Source organism: Parabacteroides sp. CH2-D42-20, assembly GCF_003670185.1.
Taxonomy (GTDB): Bacteria; Bacteroidota; Bacteroidia; order Bacteroidales; family Tannerellaceae; genus Parabacteroides; species Parabacteroides distasonis.
Window position 1 is genome coordinate 52,944 of sequence record NZ_RAYG01000017.1, and the last position, 21,480, is coordinate 74,423.

Genomic DNA, 21,480 nt, shown 5'->3' on the forward strand with positions numbered 1-21,480 from the left:
CTATTCATTTAAAACTTGTTCCACTATTAAATCTATCTCTTTAGCCGACAAACGTTGATCAATAGGTAATGGCAACAAATAATTTACCAAATCTCGTTCTATACAACTTGCCGGGATATAAGACAAAATATCTTTCCAATATTGCGCAACATATATTCTTTTGTTAAACAATCTTTTTCGAATCTCTTTCTTTTCACACCAATATGGATATACCATCGGTACCTCTTCTGGTAATAGTTTAAACTTATATCTATTCGAAGAATTTAGTTTCTCAGCTACATATAAGAAATTATTTCGCCTTTTTTCTTTTACTGAGTCATAGTTAATACCACATAATAACGCAGTTGTCAAATTTGACATGTTCAATATTGGCATATTATCCAAAGAATCATCCACCTCTTTAAAAAAAGAATATCCTTTTTCTGCTCCATCTTCAATTCTTAAAAGCAAATGTCGCATGCGATCACTTGATTTATCTTGTGGAAAGTTTTCAGACAGTAAGCAATCCGTATAAAGATAAGCACCATCCGACACGCCAAAAAACTTGCGAGGAGAGTAAAACGTGTCTATACCATCTATCCGTGGAGCATAAAAGGCTTGTGCATTATCTACTATTAGCCGCTTCCCATATATAGAAGAAAGTTTTTTTACACAGGATTGTTTTACCCCAAAATAGTTGGTGTATAAAAATGCCTCATCTTTTCGTAAAGGTTTTATGACCGTAGGCTCCAAAAACTCATTAATTTGGTAGAACTCATAAGCGATATGATATTTATGAAAAGGTTGTAACATCACCTCACAAGTATAATAAGGAATATAAACCTTTACATATTCACGAGCCAACATTATATATTCAAGGCAATTACGTGCAGTATTAAGTCTCAGAGCCCCCTTATGATAGTGTTCCCCTTTTGATAACTCTAATTCAAAATATCCTCCTATCGCCTCCTTTAATTCACCTTCACTTGTAACCATGCATTCTGATATTTTAATGCTTTCTCTAATTCTTCTTTAGAATCAAATTGCAGAACAAGAGTGCCTATTGCGTTATTAGCTCCTTTAAAAGCCAATACTTTATCATTCTCTTTCACCCACAAATCAATTTGCCTTACATACTTTTCCCTGTATTCTGAATTTATATCTAAGCCAACAAAACTTCCATCCTTATCAGCATGAAGTATTATCTCCGCCCAATGCCCATCATAGGTACATTGTTCAATGACACCCACCTCATCTCCTACCGCCGCACGAACTGAGGCTGTAATCAAATCCATGCCCGTCGCAAAACATAACATTTCAGCCAATCGATTACCTCCTCCCCGGGGAGACACTTCCATAATATAAGGTTTACCATTCATACCCACACGCGTCTCTATATTATAAATGCTGGTACGCATTTTCAAAAGGCTCAACAAGCGTTGTATTTCAGATGTCAATTCTGTCTCCTGCTGCATATTCATAGATGAAGGCCATGAATATGCAGAGGGAACATATGGCCCTACCGCATTTTCATCGAAACGTTGTGCGGAAAAGGATATAAACTTCAACTTCCCATTCAAAGAAAAACAATCTGAATCCGAAGAACACCCCTGCTTTTCAATAAATTCTTCCACAATAACCCTTTTAGATAGCGAATGCTCAAAGGCGTATCGCAAGGCACGCTCTAACTCTTCCAAAGTATCCACACGCATCACGCCTTTACTCCCTGCTGAATCAGTTGGTTTTACAATACAAGGCCAAGGATACCAATCTTTATCAGCCAACGCTTCATCTAAAGAAGAAAAACCTTTTGCTTTGGGAACATTAAAATCATGCTCAGCCAAGAAACTCCGAAAACAATCTTTATTCTGCAAAATACAAACCGACTCATACGGGCCAAAAGCAGGTAATCCCATTTGTTCTTGTACATATGCGGCAGTCATCACACCCGGATCCACGGCAAAAGACATAATGCCATCAATACTCAACTCCTTTGATAGCCTAAGAACGGACTCCTTGTCTATAATACTCACATTATGGTATTCATCAGCGTATTGGTGGGCTACGTTATCAGGCATATAATCGCAAGTAATCACATAATAACCTTGCTTATGAGCTGCCTCAATCACAGGCAACAAATAACGCAATCCTCCTAATAATAATAGTTTCTTCTGTATCATAACTATTTGATTATTTGTTCGATTATCCTCTCCACATCCTCTTCGCTCAACGCATGATACATCGGCAAGCATATTACCTCCTCAGCCATCTTATGCGCATTTGGCAGATTATTAGGATTGGCACTTTCCAATCCCCTATAAGTCGTAAACGTACTGATAAGCGGATAGAAATAACGACGACCTAATATCCCTCGTTCCTTCAACTTGAAATAGAGTTCATCACGACTCATCCCATATTTCTTTTCATCTACGAAAATAGGAAAATAAGAATAGTTGTGCTTCACACCTGGCATATCTTCAAAGAAAGTAATCCCCTCTACTTCACGCAAAGCCTCTCGATACTTTATGGCAACTTGATGACGAGCCTCTATCGCTTGATCTACCTGACGCAAATTCAGTAAACCGTAAGCGGAACGCACCTCATCCATTTTGCTATTGATACCAGGGGCTACCACCTCCGTTTCTCCTGCAAAACCAAAATTTTTTAGATAGTCGACACGCTTCTTGGTCTGAGCATCGTGCATTACCAAAGCCCCCCCCTCTATCGTGTTGTATACCTTGGTAGCATGAAAACTCAATGTGGACATATCACCCGCATTAAGAATACCTTCACCATTCACCTCCACACCAAAGGCATGGGCGGCATCATATATGACCTTCAACCCGTACTTATCCGCAACCTCTTGAATACGTCTCGTATCACAAGGCTTACCGTATACATGAACCGGCATAATGGCTGTCGTCTTAGGTGTGATGGCAACCTCTATCTTGTCAGGATCTATATTTCCCGTAGATGGATCAATATCCACAAATACAGGCTTGATACCGTTCCACCAAAGGGAATGGGTGGTAGCCACAAAGCTGTAAGGCGTAGTAATGACCTCACCCGTGATGCGAAACGCTTGCAAGGCTGTTATCAATGGAAGAGTACCGTTCGTGAATAAGCTTATGTATGGTACTTTCAAATACTCACAAAGAGCCTTTTCTAATTCTTGGTGATAATAGCCATTGTTCGTGATCCATTTTCGTTTCCAAATATCTTTCAACAGTTCGTAAAACCCATCAAGATCAGGTAACAACGGGGAGGTCACCGTAATCAATTCATTTGATTTCATTTATATATATTTCTTAGTTTATGGCTTGAAATCACATTATCTCCTGTAGATAATGGTAAGTAGTTCATCTAACTCTGGAAAACGAAATAGATAAGAAACAGCCATATAATAGATGGTTCCAACCATTACGCCTACGAACAACTGAATGAGATTATTTAACAAGATTGTGCTAAAAAAATAAATCACTATCCACATACTAAAGGAAAGTAATAATATAGGGAATAAGTCTCGCATCTGGCATAGAAAACCCACCTGTATCAACTTACCTGTATAATGTGTATTGATAACCAAACAAATAACAGAAGTCATTATCTGTCCTACACACATTGGTACCAATCCTATGGGAACAGTGACACATAACACCAATACTGCCACCATCTTCTTAACGATCTCCAATTTCAAGAAAAGATCTGAACGCCCCTTTACTTGTAATAAGTTCAGGTTAATAGCATGTATAGGATACCACATCATGGAAAAACAAATAATTTGCAACAAGGTCGCAGCAAATAGCCATTGTTCTTTCAACAATAATAACACCAAAGGCTTTGACAAGGCAGAGAGTCCCATCAGCAAAGGAAATATCAAGAATGCGGAAATACGCAAAAAACGGCGATAAATCAATGCCAATCGTTCGTCATCATCTTGTATCTGGCAGAGAACCGGATAAGTAACACGTTGCAAGATTCCTGTCAAATTAGATGAGGGGAACGCCGCAAACTGATGGGCACGGGTATAATATCCTAACGAAGAAGCATTAAAAACCTTACCTATAACCAACAAATACATATTCCGATACACGACATCCAATAAACCAGAACACATTAACTTAGATCCAAAGGTAAATAATTCGCAAAAAGAATGCCAAGAATAAACCCATTTAGGTCTCCATTGAGTAAGTGACCACAAAAGTAAAGTATTAATACCTAAATCAGTCAATTGTTGTACCACAATAGACCAATAGCCATAACCAGCATAAGCCATACTTATACCTACTATTCCCGAAAGAATAGCAGCGGTAAAACTAGCCTTAGCTTGTGTCTTAAAATCAATACGAATCGTCAATAAAGCTCGCTGAACAACCGCAAAAGAATTAAATAAAATACTGATACAAATAATACGCATCAAGTTGGTTAACTCCGGGGTATCGTAAAAATCAGCAACAAAAGGAGCCATGAAGAATAACATCCCATAAAGTAAAAAACCAACCACAACATTGAAATAAAAAACAGTAGAATTATCTGTTTCCTTGCGATTCTGTTTCCGGATCAATGCCTGAGAAAAACCACTATCTATCAAAGACTGAGAAACAGCGATAAATATAGTCAGCATTCCAACCAAACCATAATCCTTCGGAGATAACAATCGAGCCATCACAATCATGATCAAAAACTGTACACCTTGAACAGAAAAACGTTCGACAGCACTCCAAATAAAGCCCTTAATTGTTTTATATTTAAGAGATTCAGACATTAAAATATAAGCAGTCACTTTAGACCTGTTAAGCCCTAAAGAAACAAGTTTTTATAACGTACCCAATATACATACAAAAGTACTTTGCAATACCCTAAATCGAGTTATGTTAATAATTAATTCTAATTTTAATATTAGCTAGTAGTCAATGTGATCCATTGAAATCCTAGGCTGAGTTACCTTATAATTTAACCGCTCGTTCCTATAAACCGTTTTTTGATCCTCTTACATACCTCCACTATAATTTACAAGACTCCTCAAGAAGTTTTCCTTACTCCACAGTACCCTCTTCATAGATAAACATGCGGATGGATCTTGTTCCACATAGATAATCAACCGATAGGATAGAAGGCGACTAGTTCACCATGACACGAGGGGATGACACTCCTACGAATACATTCAATCCAACTCCTCAAACCGGGAGTTCTGGCTCTTGAACTCAGGCACGAAGGCTTTCATCTCCCTCACCATCGAGAGGATCTGGACACGGAGAGACAATTCGGTTAATCTATTAATATGTTCTACTACATCCTTATAGATATACTCACGAACCGCCGCCACCCGAATCTTCTCGTGAGGGGTCTCTTTCGTGTTCTCCTTATTATTCAGTAACTCTTCATACAATTTCTCACCGGGGCGGAGACCTGTGTACTTGATCTCGATATCCTTGTTTACCTGCAATCCGGACAGTTCAATCATGCGCTTCGCCAAATCCGCTATCTTCACCGGCTCTCCCATGTCGAAGATAAAGATCTCACCGCCCTTACCCATCGTACCGGCCTCTAATACCAGACGACAAGCCTCCGGGATGGTCATGAAGTAACGGATAATATCGGGATGGGTGACCGTCACTGGGCCTCCTTGAGCGATTTGTTCACGGAAACGGGGGATAACCGAACCATTACTACCTAAGACATTGCCAAAGCGGGTCGTAATGAAACGCGTCTCGCCTTTCACCTCTCCTCGCTCGATCGCAAGACTCAGACTCTGTACATAGATTTCAGCCAAGCGCTTGCTACAGCCCATGATGTTCGTGGGGTTCACCGCCTTATCCGTACTGATCATCACAAATTTCTCCACACCATAGCTTACAGCGGCATCCGCCATCACACGAGTACCGAACACGTTTGTTCGGATCGCCTCGCAGGGGTTCTCTTCCATTAAGGGGACATGCTTATAGGCCGCCGCATGGAACACCACTTGGGGGGGCCAGTTGCGGAACACATAATCCACACGGTCCGGGCTACGGACATCGCCGATTACTGGGACAAAGTTTAGTCCCTTGTATTTCTCTTCCAATTCCAGACGGAGATTATGCATCGGGGTCTCAGCGGAGTCGAAGCAAACCAACTTCTTAATCGGGAAATGAGCCAGCTGGCGACAGATCTCGCTACCAATACTACCGGCAGCTCCCGTGACAAGCACGGTCTTCCCTTCCAACAGATTGCCGATCTCATCCAGATTAATATGGATCTCCTCACGACCCAACAAATCCTCGATACGGATCTCACGGACCGAACGCTTCGCCTCACCTCCACGTAGCTCCTCCATCTCCGGGACTACCAATGTCTTCAAGGAGGCCTGCTCGCAATAACGGATCAAACGGTCACGCTCCTGATGGGCAACCTTTATATTGGGGAAGAGAACGCCATCCAAGCTGTTGCGAGGGATCAAGCGATACAGATCCTCCACGTTCTCGATCTGGTAGACTGGCAACTCCGCGATCCGGATGCTTTTCTTGGAATTGCCAAAGGAAAGGAAGCCCATGATGCTATAATTCTGCATGAATACCTGACGGTTCGCCGATGTGGCGATCATCACGCTCTCCTCCTCCGTGCCAAAGACCAGTACCCGCTTGCGTTTCTTGCCGAGTTGCAGGAGGACGCTGTTATAGACATTGATCACGAAGACACGCAACGTGACCAACATCACGATCGTCAACGTACTGTCCATGATTCCACCCAACCAATAGATAGAAGGGCTGAAACGGGCTTTCAACAGCCAAAGCAGCAGGAACATTAAGAGCGACTTGCCGATCGCAGCACCACCGATCCGCCACAAGCCACGCAGCGTGGAATGGCGAATAACCCCATGATATGCTTTGAACAGCAAGAACGAAACGATACTGCCCACAAATGAGGAGAGGCCTACTTTCAGCACATCAGACTCTCCTATACGTATATGCAGAATGGAGAACATTCCTAGTACGCCCAGCAACGACACGGAGAGCGAAACGAAAAGGTCCGCACTAAAAATGATCCAACGGTTGATATACCGCAAATTCACCAGACGGCCTAAGGCCAATCGCCATCTGCCCTTATGAAAATCCATCATTTGTATTTTGTTTGTTTTATATTCAGTGCCCTAACTTTTCCCAACGGCGGCGCCTGTGACTCGTGGCGTCCCGAAGCGGCGGGCGTAATACAGCTTTCCGTCCGCAAGATCGTACCATCACCTTGGTGGATGATTTGGATCGCATGGATTGCATTGGGCAGGATCTGCACATTGCAACCGTAGATATGGAAGACGAAACGTGCTTGTTCCGCCCGCTCATGGTTTTCTGTCATATCGTAATTTTTTCTTTAAGGTTATTATTCCAAAGTATCTTAGGTGTGTAGCGCAAGTCAGCTAACATACTTTTTTAGGTCTTCTCGCCCATGCGTCATTGATACGGGCACGGATGTTATCGATAGACCGCCCACTCGTGATTCCCGGAGTAAACGGTAAGAGTAACTTGATAAAACTTTCTCGTACCATCAGTTCCTTGCTGACTCCGATCTTGTTCTCCACCATACTAACCACAACTAACGCCAACTCCGCAGCAGTGGTACAACCGGATAGGCGAGTTAGAAACACCGTGAGTTCCTCTACATTATTTATATAGGCAAACAGACGTTTCGCCTCCGGCGAGAGTTCCTGTCCACCGGATACTTTCTCTTCCATGTCTTACTCGCTTTGCCCCGTATTCTGCCGATTATATCCTCTAGCAGTCAACATTCTGTCAACCAATATCAATCGTTAGTTTAACGCAGGGAGTCCCTTCACCTCCCTCGTATGCCACGCTTGGTAGGCGGGAGCGGAGAGTTCAGGTACAGTTAATAACTTGTAATCCGCCCCGTTCTGCTTAGCTATATGTTTTCGTTCATACAAACGAAGTGATCGATCCGTTACGGAAACCATGACAACCGGAAAAGGATAAGCGTACAGGCGCATCGGCGTGATCTCACTATCCGGAAAGGCACGACGCAATTGATAAGCGGAACGTTCGAACGCAACCCAATAAGATCCCGTACAATATAAATGGATCGAGGCCTGATTCGCACACTCACGATTCATGATCTCTCTCAAATGTTCTTTCAGCAATAGCATCAAACGGATACCGGAAGGAGTTTCGCTTTCCTTGCTCATGACAGTCTACTATTTAATGTTTTAGCCAAATATCGTAATCGTGTAAACGCTGTATCAACAACGCCTTGCTTCTCTTAGGCGAAGGGTCATCACGCCAGGGATCTACCAGCTCATGCGCCATACGGTAATACAGGTTGCTATTCGTGCAGCCGTAAAGCGTGACGAGCAGCAAGGCACGAGAATTCACTGCCTTAACCAATGGAAGCATATTGCGTAGGGTGGAATACAAGCGTTCAAACTCCTCTTCCTGATCCAACAGCTTATAGGCCGGAAGGAGTAATGAGTAAACCTTGCAACGCATCACGTCGGTCTCCACACGAAGGGAAGCATAGCCCTTCAGCACCTCACGAACCAGAAGTTCGTCTTCCTTTCCCAATTTGCCCGAGAGATAATAACGCCCCAACGCCTTGTGCATACCTTCCGATAAACGATCGTTATCCAAATGGGTATAAACGTGCTTGCCTTTCGTATTCAACTCAATCAGCTCATACTCGCCTTGCCTTACCTCAAATAGAGGAACCCACATACAGTCAAGGATACGTACCATGACATCCTTATGACCTCCACCCGGTTGCACCACCACCTCAGCCTCCATCCCCATGAAAGAACCCGAGGTGATACGTACACGGTCACCTTTCAGCAAGCGACCGCTATCCGGTACGTACACCGGAAGCTCATTGGAGTAAGATTCTGCCATCCAGCGTAAGGTCTCCATCTCATGATCTGACAGGTAAGGGAAATAAGAGTGTTCGCCCACGGATACCCGAGGAAGAAGATTATATAAGGGCATGATACGTTTCAAACGGAAAATCTCATTCTCCGAAGCATGGATAAACACATAGTTGTATAAAAGAGGCTTCCTCGTATTGACCATCTTGCCTCCCACCTTGCGAGCCTCGACATACGAGGGGGCAAAGTACTCGAACAAGGGTTCCCCACAACGTTTACGACGGGAAAGCTCGGCATCTAATCCTTTTGACGAATAGATATTATCACGTCCCCCAACAGCGGTAGGAAGTGTCAATACGTACCAGCGTACAGCCTCCTGACTACGGCGATTGCGTATATGCTTCATAGCTCTATCAGAGCTATTACTTGTCATGATATTCATTGAGGAAGATAATTCAGAGCCTTATCAAGATATCATCGTAATATCCTGATAAATAAATACTTACATGAAAACAAAAAGGAATTACTGAAAATTTGCATCCCTTCAATACTCATGCTACTTGGCGAGTAGCCAAACTGACTGCTACTTGGCGAGTAGCCTTAACAAGAGGAGTGAAAGGATATTCCTTAGTTGTAGAGACGGAGCGTGTTCCGTTTCATCCCCTTAAAATGGTATTTTAGTTACTATCAGGCGGTGGGAGACGGAGCACGCTCCGTCTCTATATGATGTATGTAGAATTTACTTCGGATAACGTGATGATTTCGGGAATACGAGGCCATTTCGTTTCTATTGCCATGTCTATACATCAGAAATAAGAACGAAGATTTAAAGAGAATCAAGGTTGAAACACAAACAAAGCCTAATGTTTGCTTGTGTTATGTTATTTTTTACTACATTTGCGGCATGAAATGAACGCTACTCGCCAAGTAGCGTACTTTTCTTCACCCTACTTTCGGCGCATAATTATACACACTCTCGAAACAAAGTTTGTTTACGGTCGAGAGCTTTTCTAAAGAGAAACTCTTCAAGTATATTTGCGTAGTCTTGATAGATTTATGCCCTAACAGTTCACTGATCATCTCAATCGGTACGTTTTGCTCCTTCAAGGTCGTGGCGAAAGAGTGACGAATCGTGTATGAGGTAACCCGAGTACGAATACCGATGGATTCCGACAGTGTTTTCAATCTGCGGTTAAAACCTCCTAATACGGTATTATATTCCTTGTAGGCATCCTCACCGGTCTTCATTCCCTCTAAAAATGGAAACAGATAGGGCGAATCCTCGGTTGTATCGGCTGCCAACTCATTCAGCAGCCCTTGTGCCTCCGCTGGGATCTCCACCTGTATAAGGGATCCGCTTTTCTGCCGATAATAAGACAAGATCCCTTCCTTGATATCCTCCTTTCGCAAATGCGCCAAATCTACGAAAGCCATCCCGCAAAACAAAAACATCAGGCAAAAGGCTGATTGAGTCCTCTTCTGTTGCGGATCTGTCACTGGGCTTGTCATCAGCAAGCGCAGGCTTTCCGAAGGCAACGCCTTTTTACGTTTACTCTCAACCCCCGTAAACACATTCTTAAACAAATGAGGGATATAGGCAGCCTCACCCACCTCTACCGCTAAATTATAGATGTGACGAATCCGGCGCATATAAGTAGATACCGTGTTACGAGCACATCCCTTGGCCAACAGCCAAGATTGATAACGCAAAAGTGTATCCCGATTAATATACGCATAAGGAATCTCTTCCCGGCCACAAAAACATTTAAACGATCTCAACGCATCTTGATAACTCTTCGCCGTGGAATAACGCTTTTTCTCACGCAGGCAGGTGATATACGTAAGTACACCCACCACAAAATCATTCTCATTCATACTTTATCTCCTTAAGAATTAATACATAAAAAAATCCTCTATCTCTCCGTTTACACAGGAAAGATAGAGGATCTTCATAAAATCCTTAAAGAAATATATTATTTTCCGGCTTTCTCAGCAGCAGCTTTCTTATTGATCTTCTTCTTCTGCAACTCGTAAGCGATCGGAGTAGCGACGAACAAAGTAGAGTATGTACCGATAATGATACCTAATAAGATAGCGAACGTAAAGCTTCGGATCGTGCTACCGCCCAAGATGAAGATACACAATACAACCACCAACGTAGTCAATGATGTATTAAATGTACGACACAAGGTAGAGTTCAACGCATCATTGATCACTTGATAACGATCACGCTTCGGATACAAAGCGATCGTCTCGCGGATACGGTCGAATACAACCACGGTATCATTGATAGAGTAACCGATAATCGTCAAGATAGCTGCGATAAACGTCTGGTCTACCTCCATTGAGAACGGAAGAACCTTCCATAACAAGGTATAGAAAGAAATGATACACAATGTAGTCGTAGCAACAGAGGCGAACGCACCCACAGAGAATGACACATCACGGAAACGAAGCAGGATATAAGCGGCCATACAGATCATGGCGAAGATTACCGCTAAGATAGCGCTATTCTTGATATCGTCTGCCATGCTAGGACCCACCTTCTGCGAACTCTGAATGAAAGTAGTCGTGAACTCATCTAATGTAGTTCCTTCCGGAAGTAAGGATTTCACGCCCTCAAACAATTTATTCTCGATCTCTTGATCTACCGTAGGATCGTTATCATCGATCTTATAGTTGGTAGACACACGTACTTGATCTGCTGTACCGATCTGGATAACACTAACAGAACCGTCTAACTGAGCATCCAGCATATTACGAACATCGTCAGTCTTCACCTCTTGATTAAAACGAATCACGTAGTTACGTCCACCCGTGAAATCGATACCGTTATTCAAACCGATCGTCATCATGGAAATAGCACCCAATACGATAATAGCGGCCGGAATCAAATAACCGACTTTGCGAGCACCCAAGAAATTGATCTTCGGGTTTGTCAACAAGTCTTTCGTAATAGAAGTCGTGAATGTCACGTTCTTCAATTTATCTTTCGCTAACAATGCCTCATAAACGATACGAGTCAAGAACACGGCTGTAAGGAATGAAGCGAACAAACCGATGATCATCGTCGTAGCGAAACCACGGATAGGACCCGTACCGAAATAGAACAATACGATACCGGTAATGATAGATGTCAAGTTTGAGTCGAAGATAGCGGAGAACGCATTGCTGTAACCGTCGGCGATAGCCTTTCCTAAAGACTTACCGGCACGAAGTTCCTCTTTCGTACGCTCATATATCAATACGTTAGCATCGACTGCCATACCTAGCGTCAACACCATACCGGCAATACCCGGCAAGGTAAGAACCGCTTGGAAAGAAGCAAGGATACCCATCGTGAAGAAAATGTTCAATACCAAAGCACCATCGGCGATCAATCCCGGTACCAATCCATAGAATGCGCACATATAGATCATCAACAACACCAATGCCAACACGAAAGAGATCACACCGGCATTGATAGCCTCTTGTCCTAATGACGGACCAACGACGTCTTCTTGAACGATATGTACGGAAGCAGCCATCTTACCCGATTTCAATACGTTCGCTAAGTCCTTCGCCTCTTCCGGTGTAAAGTGACCGGTGATTTGTGAACGACCTCCCGTGATCTCATCGTTTACGTTCGGAGCGGAATAAACCATCTCATCCAAAACGATAGCGATCTGGCGACCGATATTCTCTTTCGTCAAACGAGCCCAAGCCTTAGAGCCTTCGGCATTCATAACCATGTTAACCATTTGCTCTGAACGACCGGCTTGTTGCATAAAGTCAGCGTTAGCATCTGTTACTACGTCACCACCTAAAGCGGGACTTCCGTCACGGTTCGTTACCTTCAAGGCATATAACTCAAAGAACTGCTCTTTATCATCGATCGCCTTTACACCCCATTTTAAAGCCAAGTTACGAGGCAATACCTCTTTCACTTGTTTCATGTTCAGGTATTCGCTGATCTTCTCCATATCTTTTGCTTGAGCGATACCTACCGTCGAACCCGGAGACAACTGACCGTTGTACTGGCTAATCTGCAATAAAGCAAATAATGGATGTTGCTTAGCGAACTCTTCCATGCTTTGATTAGCTTCCGTATCTTTTTTATCTTGACCAAGCTCAGCCAACAAAGAATCGGCCTCACTTACATTCGCATCAGCGGCATCAGCGATTTTCTCAACATTATCGGTAGCTACAGAATCAGCGGAAGCCTCCTTACTTAGGATAGTAGCCAACACATTATCAGCGGCAACCAATTGTTGATAGATTTCCGGTAACTTATAAGTTTCCCAGAATTCCAAGTTAGCGCTACCTTGAAGCAACTTACGAACACGTTCCGGTTCTTTCACACCCGGCAACTCAACCAAGATACGACCCGCTGTCTCCAAACGTTGGATGTTCGGAGAAACCACACCGAAACGGTCGATACGAGTACGCAATACGTTGAATGAGTTATCAATCGCACTCTGCAACTCTTGTTTCAAAACAGAAACAACCTGAGCGTCTGAGCTCTGGGGCGTGATTTTATCTTTTAACTCGAATGTACTGAAAATAGCGGAAAGACGTGCGCCGCTATCTAACTTCTTATACTCCTCAGCGAAAAGGTCGATGAAATCTTTTTGGCTAGTCGCTTGATGCGCATAAGCTAAATCCAACGCCTTGTTGAAATTCTCGTCTTGGTTGTTGTTAGACAACGAACGGATTACATCCGCCACGTTCAACTCAAGGACAACGTTCATACCGCCCTTTAAGTCAAGACCTAAACTAATTTCCATTTCACGGCATTGCTTAAGCGTATAGCCTAACCATACCTTCTGAGTAGATAGTGAGTCTAAATAAGCACTCTCTTTCGCAGGATCTCCACCCGCATACTCAGCGGCTTTACTGTTGTAATGTTGCGTCACGAACGAGAACGACAAATAGAACAAACAGACAAGCGTAAGTAACACCGCGAAGACCTTTACAAATCCTTTGTTTTGCATCTGAATCTTAGGTTTATGTTATTACATTATTTATATTCGTTTTTTCACAGGGTGCAAATATAGACTTTTTTTCTTTGATAAAGAGCAATTAGTATAATTATTTGTCACGCTCATAGTTTATTTCAAACGCAAATGTATATCTTTGGGGCTAAAATAATAAGGAAAATATACCATGAAACAGTTATTATTCGCTCTGTTATTTATCCCCGCCCTGCTATTCGCGCAAGAGGATCAACACTATCTGGCAGGGGCCGTTCCGGTTGCAGACGGTAAAGTCGTTTTTACCCGAGAGATTAATGCCCCCTCTTTAAGCAAGGCACAAATCTACCAACAACTATTAAAATGGGGACAAGAAAATTTTAACACAAAGGAAAGTAGAGTAGCTTATCAAAATGAGGCAAAAGGCGAGATCGCCATTATCGGAGAAGAATATATAGTATTCTCCAGCACAGCCTTATCCCTCGATCGGGCGATGATGAAATACCGTATTATCATTGAATGTAAGGAACATGCTTGTACCCTGCAACTTGCGGGCATCCGATATGAATATAACGTGTCTTACCAGAACGAGCCGGAGAAATACCTAGCCGAGGAATGGATCACGGACGAGTATGCCTTGAATAAGAGCAAGACGAAATTGAACCGTATCAGCGGTAAGTTCCGTAAGGCCACGATTGACTTCGCAGACAAGACGTTCGATAGCGCAACCAACACATTAGGCGCACAGTTGCTGACAACCGCACCGGTAGAACCAGTATCCGCTCCGCAACGGGAAACACGAGCTGTGGCACCGATGGAAGGTTTCGTAGCGTTCCAAGCTGACAAAATACCTAGCACGATCCTCCAAATGTTACCGGACAACGCTTTACAAATCAAAGCCGTAAAAGGAAATACGACCGACGCAAACGTTGAATGGAAAGGCATAGGCAATATGTTCGGTAAAACGATCAGTACAATCTCCATATCCAAAGATAGTCCTGCTTATAAAGCGATTGGCAATAACGATGTATATCGATTATCCTTCTCCAAGCCCGGCACATCTGCCGATGCGCCATGGATTATTATCGAGTGCCGTAAACAAGGCGAGACCTCCGAAGGACAGCAAACGATGTTAATCGGCGAGATTACGAATGTATGGATCAAATAACGAAAAAGAGAGTTGCATTTATGAAAAAGATTCTATTATTAATATATATGATGTTCCCTGTGCTAGTCATGGCGCAGGGGCATAAAGGCGAGGTAGACGAATGCGCCCCCATGAAAAACGGGAAGGTATGCTATAGCGATGATGTAGAGATCGAGAATACCTCTAAACTAGAAATATTCAACGCTATTAACGCATGGGCTAAGAAATCTTATGGAAAAGATGTCTTCTTATCCAACGTAAACTCGAACAAGAACAAAGGGACCATCTTCGTAAGCTCTAAGGTTGAATTATTGTTGAATGATACAGACAAGACTATCATTAAATATAAAATGCGTATCACCTGCTTCGACAACCGGTACACGATCGAGGCGAGCGATATCGTATATCAATATGATCCGCTAAACGATAAAAAGTACAAGACCTATAAAGCGGAAGATGTAATCGCCAATAATGGGGATAGCAATACGATAGCGCTGATCAAAGATCCTAAGCTATTCTGTAACGCTACCTTCTTCTTTGTCGAGAACTTGTTCGCCGACGTATTTGACGCTGCGCAGAACGCAGAATCCGAGTGATGAAACCCTTTTATTCAAGTTTCAGATAACACCATAACGGGTAGTGGTCTGAATAAGCGACCTTATCCACGGAACAATTCATAGAGGTCATGTTCGGGGAATGCAGGATATTATCGATACGGAACCAGAAGAAATTTTGATTATAGGTAATGCCCATTCCCCGGCCAGACTCGGCAAAGGCATCCGTCAAATCCCCTTGGATCGTACGGTGCGCATAAGAAATAGGCGTATCATTAAAGTCACCGCATACTAAGACATAATCTCCTTTCGCGTTCTTAATCTCTTTTGATACCGCTTCCGCTTGCTTAGCCCGAATCCGGAAAGCAGGTCCTAGCTTTTGCTCGAACGCTCCTTTCAAATCGTCCAACCCATCCGAGCTAAAGCTCTTTATAAGGGATGAATAACGGGTCCGATCCTCCATCGTCAGCTTAAAGGATTCCAAATGGTTATTAATCAAGGTCAACTTCTTTCCCTTGATGTTCACTTCATGTACGGAAGAGCCGTTATAATCCGAATCGTATTTCACCATCCGGGAATTCGACAGCGGATATTTGGAGAACACAGCGATGCCGAAACTCTGGAATTTCGTGGAGCTTTGATAAAATACGGAACGATAAGGATACATGCTCAACGCATCATAGATCTTAGAGGCAGTAAGGCTCTTCTCTGATTTAGCCGTGGCATATTCCTGCAAACAAACAATATCTGCGTCCGAGTTAGCGATATATTGGATAATCTTGTTCGGAGCTATCTTCGTATGATTCTTGTACCCAAAAGCCATCACATTATAAGTCAGCACCTTCAGTACCTCTTCCCGAGGGACATCCTTATGCGAGTGAAACGGAAAATAGCGTTTCACGGGACCCCAACATAACAAGAAGGAGAATATGCCGATCAATAAGAACTTCCATTCCCATAAGAACAGCCAATAGATAATAAAGCAAAGATTGACTACACATAAGACTGGAAAGGCTAATCCCAGATAAGATAACGTCATACTCGTCTCAGGAGACACCCGATCCGAGTAAGCCGAGACTATCAACAACACGACAGCCACCACATTCGCTACGACAAATAAGAATTGAAGAAAAATCCGTAGAGTTTTCATAAGTATCTGTTATTTCTTACTGGCGTCGAAAAGTCGCTTTTTCTCTTCAGCGGAAAGGCTCTCATAACCGGAACGTTTCAATTTATCCAGTATAGTATCTAGATCCACCGACTCCTGATGTTTGCGTGCGTTATACTCATAATCCGTTTCGTTACGTTTATAAGTCACACGCATCTTCGGTTTCCGTTTGCCCAAATTCACGAACCAGTCGATCAACCGATTCATTGGAGCGGTCAAGTCCTTTCCATTACGAATACGGGAAGCGAACCACATACCAAACAAAGCCCCGCCGATATGGGCGATATGTCCTCCCGCATTATCAGAAGTCATCGCCAACAAATCGATCACCAGCGTAAAGATAGCCAAATAAATTAATTTGATCCTTCCGATCAAGAATAAATTAATCTCCAAATCCTTCCGGTAAAACGACACGGCGAAAACGATCGCCATAACAGATGCTGAAGCCCCCATCAAATAGCTAAAAGAAGCCACGTTCTGGAAATAAGGGAAAATATTATAAGCAAGGACAAACAATATCGCACCCGCAAGACCTCCCAATATATACAAGCCTCCCAACTGCCGCTCATTGAAGAAATTCAAGAACAATCCCCCGAACCAATACAACCAAAGCATATTGAACAAGATATGCAAGAAGTCAAAATGAGTGAACATATAAGTAAACAACGTCCACGGACGGAAGAGCAAAAGTTCCGGAGAAGCCGGTAACTGCAAATACTGCAAAAAAGGTACCCCTTGCACATTAAAGAGCATAAACAATACGCTGGCCAAACGTATCAAGATAAACAAGCCTACATTTATATATATCAGTTTCGACAGGATATTACCCGACTGAAACATACGCTTCAAATTAGTAAAAATACCGTCCATTGTCTGCATCTTTCTTTTTCCAATAACGAATTAGGAAATAACCGAATAACATACCCCCCAAATGAGCGAAATGCGCTACCGTATCGCCACCAAAACTAGCCACACCCATAAATAGTTCGGCAAGACCATAAAATATTACGAAATATTTGGCTTTAATCGGGATCGGTATGAACATCAAGTACAAAGGGACATTCGGGAAGATCATCGCGAATGCCAACAAGATTCCGAATACGGCACCCGAAGCGCCAATGGTCACGAAATAATTCAAGAACTCGCTTTTGCTGATAATCTGGGCTCCATTCAAGTTTATCATGTCTTGGCTAGCGAAGATCACATCCCGCAAATTAAAGAACCATACCACCTCTTGTACCAAACCGGCGCCTATACCCGTCACGAAGTAAAAAATCAAGAAACGTTTGGGGCCCCATACGTTCTCCAATACCCGGCCGAACATATAAACGGCGAACATATTAAAAAACACATGCGCAAACGAATGGGTATCGTGCATGAACATATAAGAAACGATCTGATAAGCCTTGAAGTCGGTAGCACCCGGGACGTGAAGCCCTAATAAATCCACTAAATCGACGCCGACTTTCGGCAGTGCAAGGCTGGCTACCCAAAATAGCAAGTTTATAATGATAAGATTTTTCGTTACCGGCGGGATACTATTCAAGAACCCCGAATTTGTCTGATTCATCATATACTACGTTAATTTAGCGGCAAAGGTAAATATATTTTAGCCGTTTTTGCCCATAATAATACTAAAACATATGTAAATCGGTAAAAAAAGTAGGTTTTTCTTTTGTGATATTTCAAAATAAAACTACATTTGGAGCCGTCTATCGGTTATCATAGTTTTGTTTAATATATTAACAGTCAAACCATCATGAACAAATCAGAATTTATTAGTGCAGTCGCTGAAAAATCAGGTCTCAGCAAAGTGGATGCCAAAAAGGCAGTAGAAGCTTTTGTTGACACAGTTTCTAACGAATTAAAAGAAGGCGGTAAAGTCGCTCTACTTGGCTTCGGTTCATTCTCTGTGTCAGAGAAGGCCGCTCGTAAAGGTGTTAACCCGAAAACTAAAGAAACCATTGAAATCGCAGCTCGCAAGGCCGTGAAGTTCAAGGCTGGTGCTGAATTGAACGAGCTAATCAAATAAGAAACACCATTATTCTCTATAGAAGAAGGATACGATGCAAATTGTATCCTTTTTTTGTGTACCTTCGCGTACAAATAAAATCCGAATTATAGTTAGACGAATATGGTTATCGAACAACAGATTACCGGAGCTATCATAGCCGGCATCAAAGAGCTGTACGGAGCGGATGTCACCGCTAGCCAAGTGCAGTTACAAAAAACGAAAAAAGAATTCAAGGGGCACTTGACCCTAGTCGTATTCCCATTCCTTCGCATGTCGAAGAAATCTCCGGAGCAGACCGCTCAGGAAATCGGTGAGTACTTGTTGAGAAACGAGCCAGCGGTAGCTGAATTCAATGTAATCAAAGGATTCCTTAACCTGACGGTCGCTTGCTCTTGCTGGATCGATTTACTAAACTCGATCAATGAGCAGCCTGCTTACGGTATCATTCCGGTTACCGAGCAGTCGCCTTTGGTTATGATCGAATATTCCTCTCCCAATACAAATAAACCGCTTCACTTGGGCCATGTCCGCAATAACTTATTAGGATACAGCTTATCGAAGATCATGAAAGCGAACGGTAACCAGATCGTAAAGACGAATATCGTAAACGATCGTGGTATCCATATCTGTAAATCCATGTTGGCTTGGCAGAAATGGGGAAATGGAGCTACCCCAGAGTCTACCGGAAAGAAGGGCGACCATCTGATCGGTGACTTTTACGTATTATTCAGCAACAAATTAAAAGAGGAGACCCATGCGTTAGAAGCGAAAGGCCTTACCAAGGAAGAAGCCGAGGCTCAATCCACCTTGATGGCGGAAGCCCGTGAGATGCTTCGTAAATGGGAAGCCGGAGACAAAGAGGTGCGTGCGCTTTGGGAAATGATGAATAATTGGGTATACGCCGGGTTCAACGAGACCTATAAGATGATGGGCGTAGATTTCGATAAGATTTATTACGAGTCTCAAACGTATCTGGAAGGAAAAGGTAAGGTGATGGAAGGCCTAGAGAAAGGGATTTTCTATCGCCGTGAAGACGGCTCCGTATGGGCTGATTTGACGAAAGACGGGCTGGATGAGAAATTATTGCTTCGTGCGGATGGAACTTCCGTCTATATGACGCAGGATATCGGTACCGCCAAGCTGCGCTTCGATGATTACCCGATCAATAAGATGATCTATGTGGTAGGGAACGAGCAGAATTATCACTTCCAAGTATTATCGATCTTATTGGATAAGTTAGGCTTCGAGTTTGGCAAGGGATTGGTCCACTTCTCCTACGGAATGGTAGAGCTACCGGAAGGTAAGATGAAGAGCCGTGAGGGAACGGTCGTAGACGCCGATGATTTGATGGCCGAGATGATCAGTACCGCACGCGAGATTTCCCAAGAATTAGGGAAATTGGACGAGATGACTCCGGAAGAGGCTGAGAATATCGCCCGTATCGTAGGTCTTGGCTCCTTGAAATATTTCATATTAAAGGTAGACCCTCGCAAGAATATGACGTTCAACCCGAAAGAGTCTATCGACTTCAACGGAAATACGGGACCATTCATCCAATATACCTACGCCCGTATCCGTTCCGTATTGCGCAAAGCAGCGGAACAGGGCATCGCATTACCGGAGCAGTTACCGCTTACTTTCGCCATTTCCGAGAAAGAAGAGAACCTGATCCAAATGATCGCCGATTATGCGGAGATCGTGAAAGAGGCAGGTAAGCTATACAGCCCGGCCTGTGTCGCCAACTATATTTATGATCTGGTAAAGGAATACAATCAATTCTATCACGATTTCTCCATCCTTCGCGAAGAGAATCCGGAATTGAAGAACTTCCGTTTAGTCTTATCCGCCAATGTAGCTAAGATCGTGAAATCCGGTATGGATTTATTAGGCATCGAGGTTCCGGAAAGAATGTAACGATAGAAGATGAACATAAACGAGAAAACAAGAAAGGCTCTCCTTCGATTTCAACAAAATGAAATCACGGAGAGCCTTCTCTATACGCAACTCGCCGCTATCGAGAAAGATCCAAGCAACAAGGAAGTATTACTACAGATAGCGAATGACGAGAAAGGACATTATACGATCCTGAAAAAGTATACGGGGCAAGAGATCTCCCCGAATAAATTACGCATCACCAAATACTACTGGTTGGCACGTATCTTGGGGATTACTTTCGCCATTAAGCTAATGGAAGGTAGCGAGGAAAGCGCCAAGAATGATTACGCCTCTTATGATGAGTATCCGGATTTGCAACAAATCGCACGTGACGAAGATGAGCATGAGCAGAGGTTGATCGCCTTGATCAATGAGGAGCGGTTGGAATATATGGGTTCTGTCGTACTGGGGCTAAATGACGCTTTGGTAGAATTTACAGGTGCTTTAGCAGGCTTTACCCTTGCCTTGAGCGACTCTAGATTAATAGCGTTGACCGGAAGCATCACTGGAATAGCCGCCGCATTATCCATGGCTTCCTCCGAATATCTATCTACCAAGTCCGAGAATGGAAATGAAAACGGGAAACATCCCGTCAAGGCATCGATCTATACGGGAATAGCTTATATCTTTACGGTAGTCGCCTTGGTCGCTCCATTTATCTTTATATCAAACGTATTAATGGCTTTAGGGCTTATGCTCATCATAGCGTTAAGTATCATCGCCCTTTTCAACTATTATTATTCCATAGCGAGAAGCGAGAGTTTCCGGAAGCGTTTTACCGAGATGGCAGTACTTAGTTTTAGCGTGGCCGCATTAAGCTTCTTGATCGGATATGCGTTAAAAGAATTTACGGGCATCGATGTCTAAAAAAATCATAGTTATGTTTTGA

General features: G+C 43.1%; 19 protein-coding genes. 5 read left to right on the forward strand and 14 right to left on the reverse strand.

The genetic code is table 11. From position 1 onward, the window contains the following. The 11 genes from D7V92_RS12010 to secDF all read right to left on the reverse strand — a co-directional run bounded on the left by D7V92_RS12010 (window position 1) and on the right by secDF (window position 13,794). Complete coding sequence (locus tag D7V92_RS12010) at window positions 1–975, reverse strand: hypothetical protein (protein WP_121772960.1); 975 nt, start codon at window positions 973–975, stop codon at window positions 1–3. Beyond that, window positions 951–2,159: an ATP-grasp domain-containing protein gene (locus D7V92_RS12015; protein ID WP_121772961.1), complete on the reverse strand. Its 1,209-nt coding sequence runs from the start codon at window positions 2,157–2,159 to the stop codon at window positions 951–953. Before D7V92_RS12015 ends, D7V92_RS12010 begins: the two co-directional genes overlap by 25 nt. 2 nt (window positions 2,160–2,161) lie before the next feature. Continuing rightward, the gene (locus D7V92_RS12020; RefSeq protein ID WP_121772962.1) at window positions 2,162–3,274 is read right to left on the reverse strand and encodes a DegT/DnrJ/EryC1/StrS aminotransferase family protein; all 1,113 of its coding nucleotides are present in this window, start codon (window positions 3,272–3,274) and stop codon (window positions 2,162–2,164) included. Window positions 3,275–3,310: 36 nt separating this feature from the next. Next, entirely contained in the window at window positions 3,311–4,744 is a 1,434-nt protein-coding gene (locus D7V92_RS12025) for a lipopolysaccharide biosynthesis protein (RefSeq protein WP_121772963.1), read from the reverse strand. Between the two features lie 399 nt (window positions 4,745–5,143). Beyond that, window positions 5,144–7,078 carry a nucleoside-diphosphate sugar epimerase/dehydratase gene (locus tag D7V92_RS12030; protein WP_121772964.1) on the reverse strand — a complete coding sequence of 645 codons (1,935 nt, stop codon included), beginning with the start codon at window positions 7,076–7,078 and terminating at the stop codon, window positions 5,144–5,146. After that, window positions 7,075–7,311, reverse strand: coding sequence for a hypothetical protein (locus D7V92_RS12035; RefSeq protein ID WP_121772965.1), 237 nt, complete (start codon window positions 7,309–7,311; stop codon window positions 7,075–7,077). The genes D7V92_RS12030 and D7V92_RS12035 overlap by 4 nt, the downstream gene beginning before the upstream one ends. A 61-nt stretch (window positions 7,312–7,372) precedes the next feature. After that, the gene (locus D7V92_RS12040; RefSeq protein ID WP_121772966.1) at window positions 7,373–7,687 is read right to left on the reverse strand and encodes a hypothetical protein; all 315 of its coding nucleotides are present in this window, start codon (window positions 7,685–7,687) and stop codon (window positions 7,373–7,375) included. A gap of 75 nt (window positions 7,688–7,762) precedes the next feature. Beyond that, window positions 7,763–8,152 (reverse strand): hypothetical protein, encoded by a 390-nt coding sequence (locus tag D7V92_RS12045; RefSeq protein ID WP_087342278.1) that lies wholly within the window; start codon window positions 8,150–8,152, stop codon window positions 7,763–7,765. A 13-nt stretch (window positions 8,153–8,165) separates the two neighbouring features. After that, window positions 8,166–9,263 (reverse strand): transcriptional regulator, encoded by a 1,098-nt coding sequence (locus D7V92_RS12050; RefSeq protein WP_087342275.1) that lies wholly within the window; start codon window positions 9,261–9,263, stop codon window positions 8,166–8,168. A gap of 500 nt (window positions 9,264–9,763) precedes the next feature. Beyond that, complete coding sequence (locus D7V92_RS12055) at window positions 9,764–10,696, reverse strand: site-specific integrase (RefSeq protein ID WP_022192007.1); 933 nt, start codon at window positions 10,694–10,696, stop codon at window positions 9,764–9,766. A 98-nt stretch (window positions 10,697–10,794) separates the two neighbouring features. Further along, window positions 10,795–13,794, reverse strand: coding sequence for a protein translocase subunit SecDF (gene secDF / locus D7V92_RS12060; RefSeq protein WP_121772967.1), 3,000 nt, complete (start codon window positions 13,792–13,794; stop codon window positions 10,795–10,797). Between the two features lie 172 nt (window positions 13,795–13,966). Between secDF and D7V92_RS12065 the strand changes: the two genes are divergently transcribed. Both D7V92_RS12065 and D7V92_RS12070 read left to right on the forward strand, forming a co-directional pair. Then, window positions 13,967–14,941, forward strand: coding sequence for a DUF4468 domain-containing protein (locus D7V92_RS12065; RefSeq protein WP_057316376.1), 975 nt, complete (start codon window positions 13,967–13,969; stop codon window positions 14,939–14,941). Between the two features lie 20 nt (window positions 14,942–14,961). Further along, entirely contained in the window at window positions 14,962–15,516 is a 555-nt protein-coding gene (locus D7V92_RS12070; RefSeq protein ID WP_005859247.1) for a DUF4468 domain-containing protein, read from the forward strand. A 10-nt stretch (window positions 15,517–15,526) separates the two neighbouring features. On the opposite strand, the gene D7V92_RS12075 is transcribed toward D7V92_RS12070, so the two are convergent. The 3 genes from D7V92_RS12075 to D7V92_RS12085 are packed head-to-tail and all read right to left on the reverse strand — an operon-like array spanning window position 15,527 to window position 18,215. Then, window positions 15,527–16,624, reverse strand: a complete 1,098-nt coding sequence (locus tag D7V92_RS12075) for an endonuclease/exonuclease/phosphatase family protein (RefSeq protein WP_009276208.1) — start codon at window positions 16,622–16,624, stop codon at window positions 15,527–15,529. Window positions 16,625–16,633: 9 nt separating this feature from the next. Continuing rightward, a complete protein-coding gene (locus D7V92_RS12080; RefSeq protein WP_012056087.1) occupies window positions 16,634–17,512 on the reverse strand; it encodes a rhomboid family intramembrane serine protease in 879 nt (292 codons plus the stop codon). After that, on the reverse strand, window positions 17,493–18,215 hold the full coding sequence (locus D7V92_RS12085) for a rhomboid family intramembrane serine protease (protein WP_005867662.1): 723 nt from the start codon (window positions 18,213–18,215) through the stop codon (window positions 17,493–17,495). The genes D7V92_RS12080 and D7V92_RS12085 overlap by 20 nt, the downstream gene beginning before the upstream one ends. A gap of 186 nt (window positions 18,216–18,401) precedes the next feature. Here D7V92_RS12085 and D7V92_RS12090 point away from each other — a divergent pair, with 186 nt between their 5' ends. The 3 genes from D7V92_RS12090 (at window position 18,402) to D7V92_RS12100 (ending at window position 21,458) form a co-directional block, all read left to right on the forward strand. Beyond that, window positions 18,402–18,674 (forward strand): HU family DNA-binding protein, encoded by a 273-nt coding sequence (locus tag D7V92_RS12090; protein ID WP_005859256.1) that lies wholly within the window; start codon window positions 18,402–18,404, stop codon window positions 18,672–18,674. Window positions 18,675–18,776: 102 nt separating this feature from the next. Continuing rightward, window positions 18,777–20,570: an arginine--tRNA ligase gene (argS, locus tag D7V92_RS12095; protein ID WP_005867661.1), complete on the forward strand. Its 1,794-nt coding sequence runs from the start codon at window positions 18,777–18,779 to the stop codon at window positions 20,568–20,570. A 9-nt stretch (window positions 20,571–20,579) separates the two neighbouring features. Next, entirely contained in the window at window positions 20,580–21,458 is an 879-nt protein-coding gene (locus D7V92_RS12100) for a VIT1/CCC1 transporter family protein (RefSeq protein ID WP_036633378.1), read from the forward strand. The last annotated feature ends 22 nt before the right edge of the window (window positions 21,459–21,480 follow it).

Bases quoted from the DNA above. Each gene is read 5' to 3' on its own strand.
- D7V92_RS12010 (WP_121772960.1), bottom strand. From the start codon at position 975: ATGGTTACAAGTGAAGGTGAATTAAAGGAGGCGATAGGAGGATATTTT.
- D7V92_RS12015 (WP_121772961.1), bottom strand. From the start codon at position 2,159: ATGATACAGAAGAAACTATTATTATTAGGAGGATTGCGTTATTTGTTG.
- D7V92_RS12020 (WP_121772962.1), bottom strand. From the start codon at position 3,274: ATGAAATCAAATGAATTGATTACGGTGACCTCCCCGTTGTTACCTGAT.
- D7V92_RS12025 (WP_121772963.1), bottom strand. From the start codon at position 4,744: ATGTCTGAATCTCTTAAATATAAAACAATTAAGGGCTTTATTTGGAGT.
- D7V92_RS12030 (WP_121772964.1), bottom strand. From the start codon at position 7,078: ATGATGGATTTTCATAAGGGCAGATGGCGATTGGCCTTAGGCCGTCTG.
- D7V92_RS12035 (WP_121772965.1), bottom strand. From the start codon at position 7,311: ATGACAGAAAACCATGAGCGGGCGGAACAAGCACGTTTCGTCTTCCAT.
- D7V92_RS12040 (WP_121772966.1), bottom strand. From the start codon at position 7,687: ATGGAAGAGAAAGTATCCGGTGGACAGGAACTCTCGCCGGAGGCGAAA.
- D7V92_RS12045 (WP_087342278.1), bottom strand. From the start codon at position 8,152: ATGAGCAAGGAAAGCGAAACTCCTTCCGGTATCCGTTTGATGCTATTG.
- D7V92_RS12050 (WP_087342275.1), bottom strand. From the start codon at position 9,263: ATGAATATCATGACAAGTAATAGCTCTGATAGAGCTATGAAGCATATA.
- D7V92_RS12055 (WP_022192007.1), bottom strand. From the start codon at position 10,696: ATGAATGAGAATGATTTTGTGGTGGGTGTACTTACGTATATCACCTGC.
- secDF (WP_121772967.1), bottom strand. From the start codon at position 13,794: ATGCAAAACAAAGGATTTGTAAAGGTCTTCGCGGTGTTACTTACGCTT.
- D7V92_RS12065 (WP_057316376.1), top strand. From the start codon at position 13,967: ATGAAACAGTTATTATTCGCTCTGTTATTTATCCCCGCCCTGCTATTC.
- D7V92_RS12070 (WP_005859247.1), top strand. From the start codon at position 14,962: ATGAAAAAGATTCTATTATTAATATATATGATGTTCCCTGTGCTAGTC.
- D7V92_RS12075 (WP_009276208.1), bottom strand. From the start codon at position 16,624: ATGAAAACTCTACGGATTTTTCTTCAATTCTTATTTGTCGTAGCGAAT.
- D7V92_RS12080 (WP_012056087.1), bottom strand. From the start codon at position 17,512: ATGGACGGTATTTTTACTAATTTGAAGCGTATGTTTCAGTCGGGTAAT.
- D7V92_RS12085 (WP_005867662.1), bottom strand. From the start codon at position 18,215: ATGATGAATCAGACAAATTCGGGGTTCTTGAATAGTATCCCGCCGGTA.
- D7V92_RS12090 (WP_005859256.1), top strand. From the start codon at position 18,402: ATGAACAAATCAGAATTTATTAGTGCAGTCGCTGAAAAATCAGGTCTC.
- argS (WP_005867661.1), top strand. From the start codon at position 18,777: ATGGTTATCGAACAACAGATTACCGGAGCTATCATAGCCGGCATCAAA.
- D7V92_RS12100 (WP_036633378.1), top strand. From the start codon at position 20,580: ATGAACATAAACGAGAAAACAAGAAAGGCTCTCCTTCGATTTCAACAA.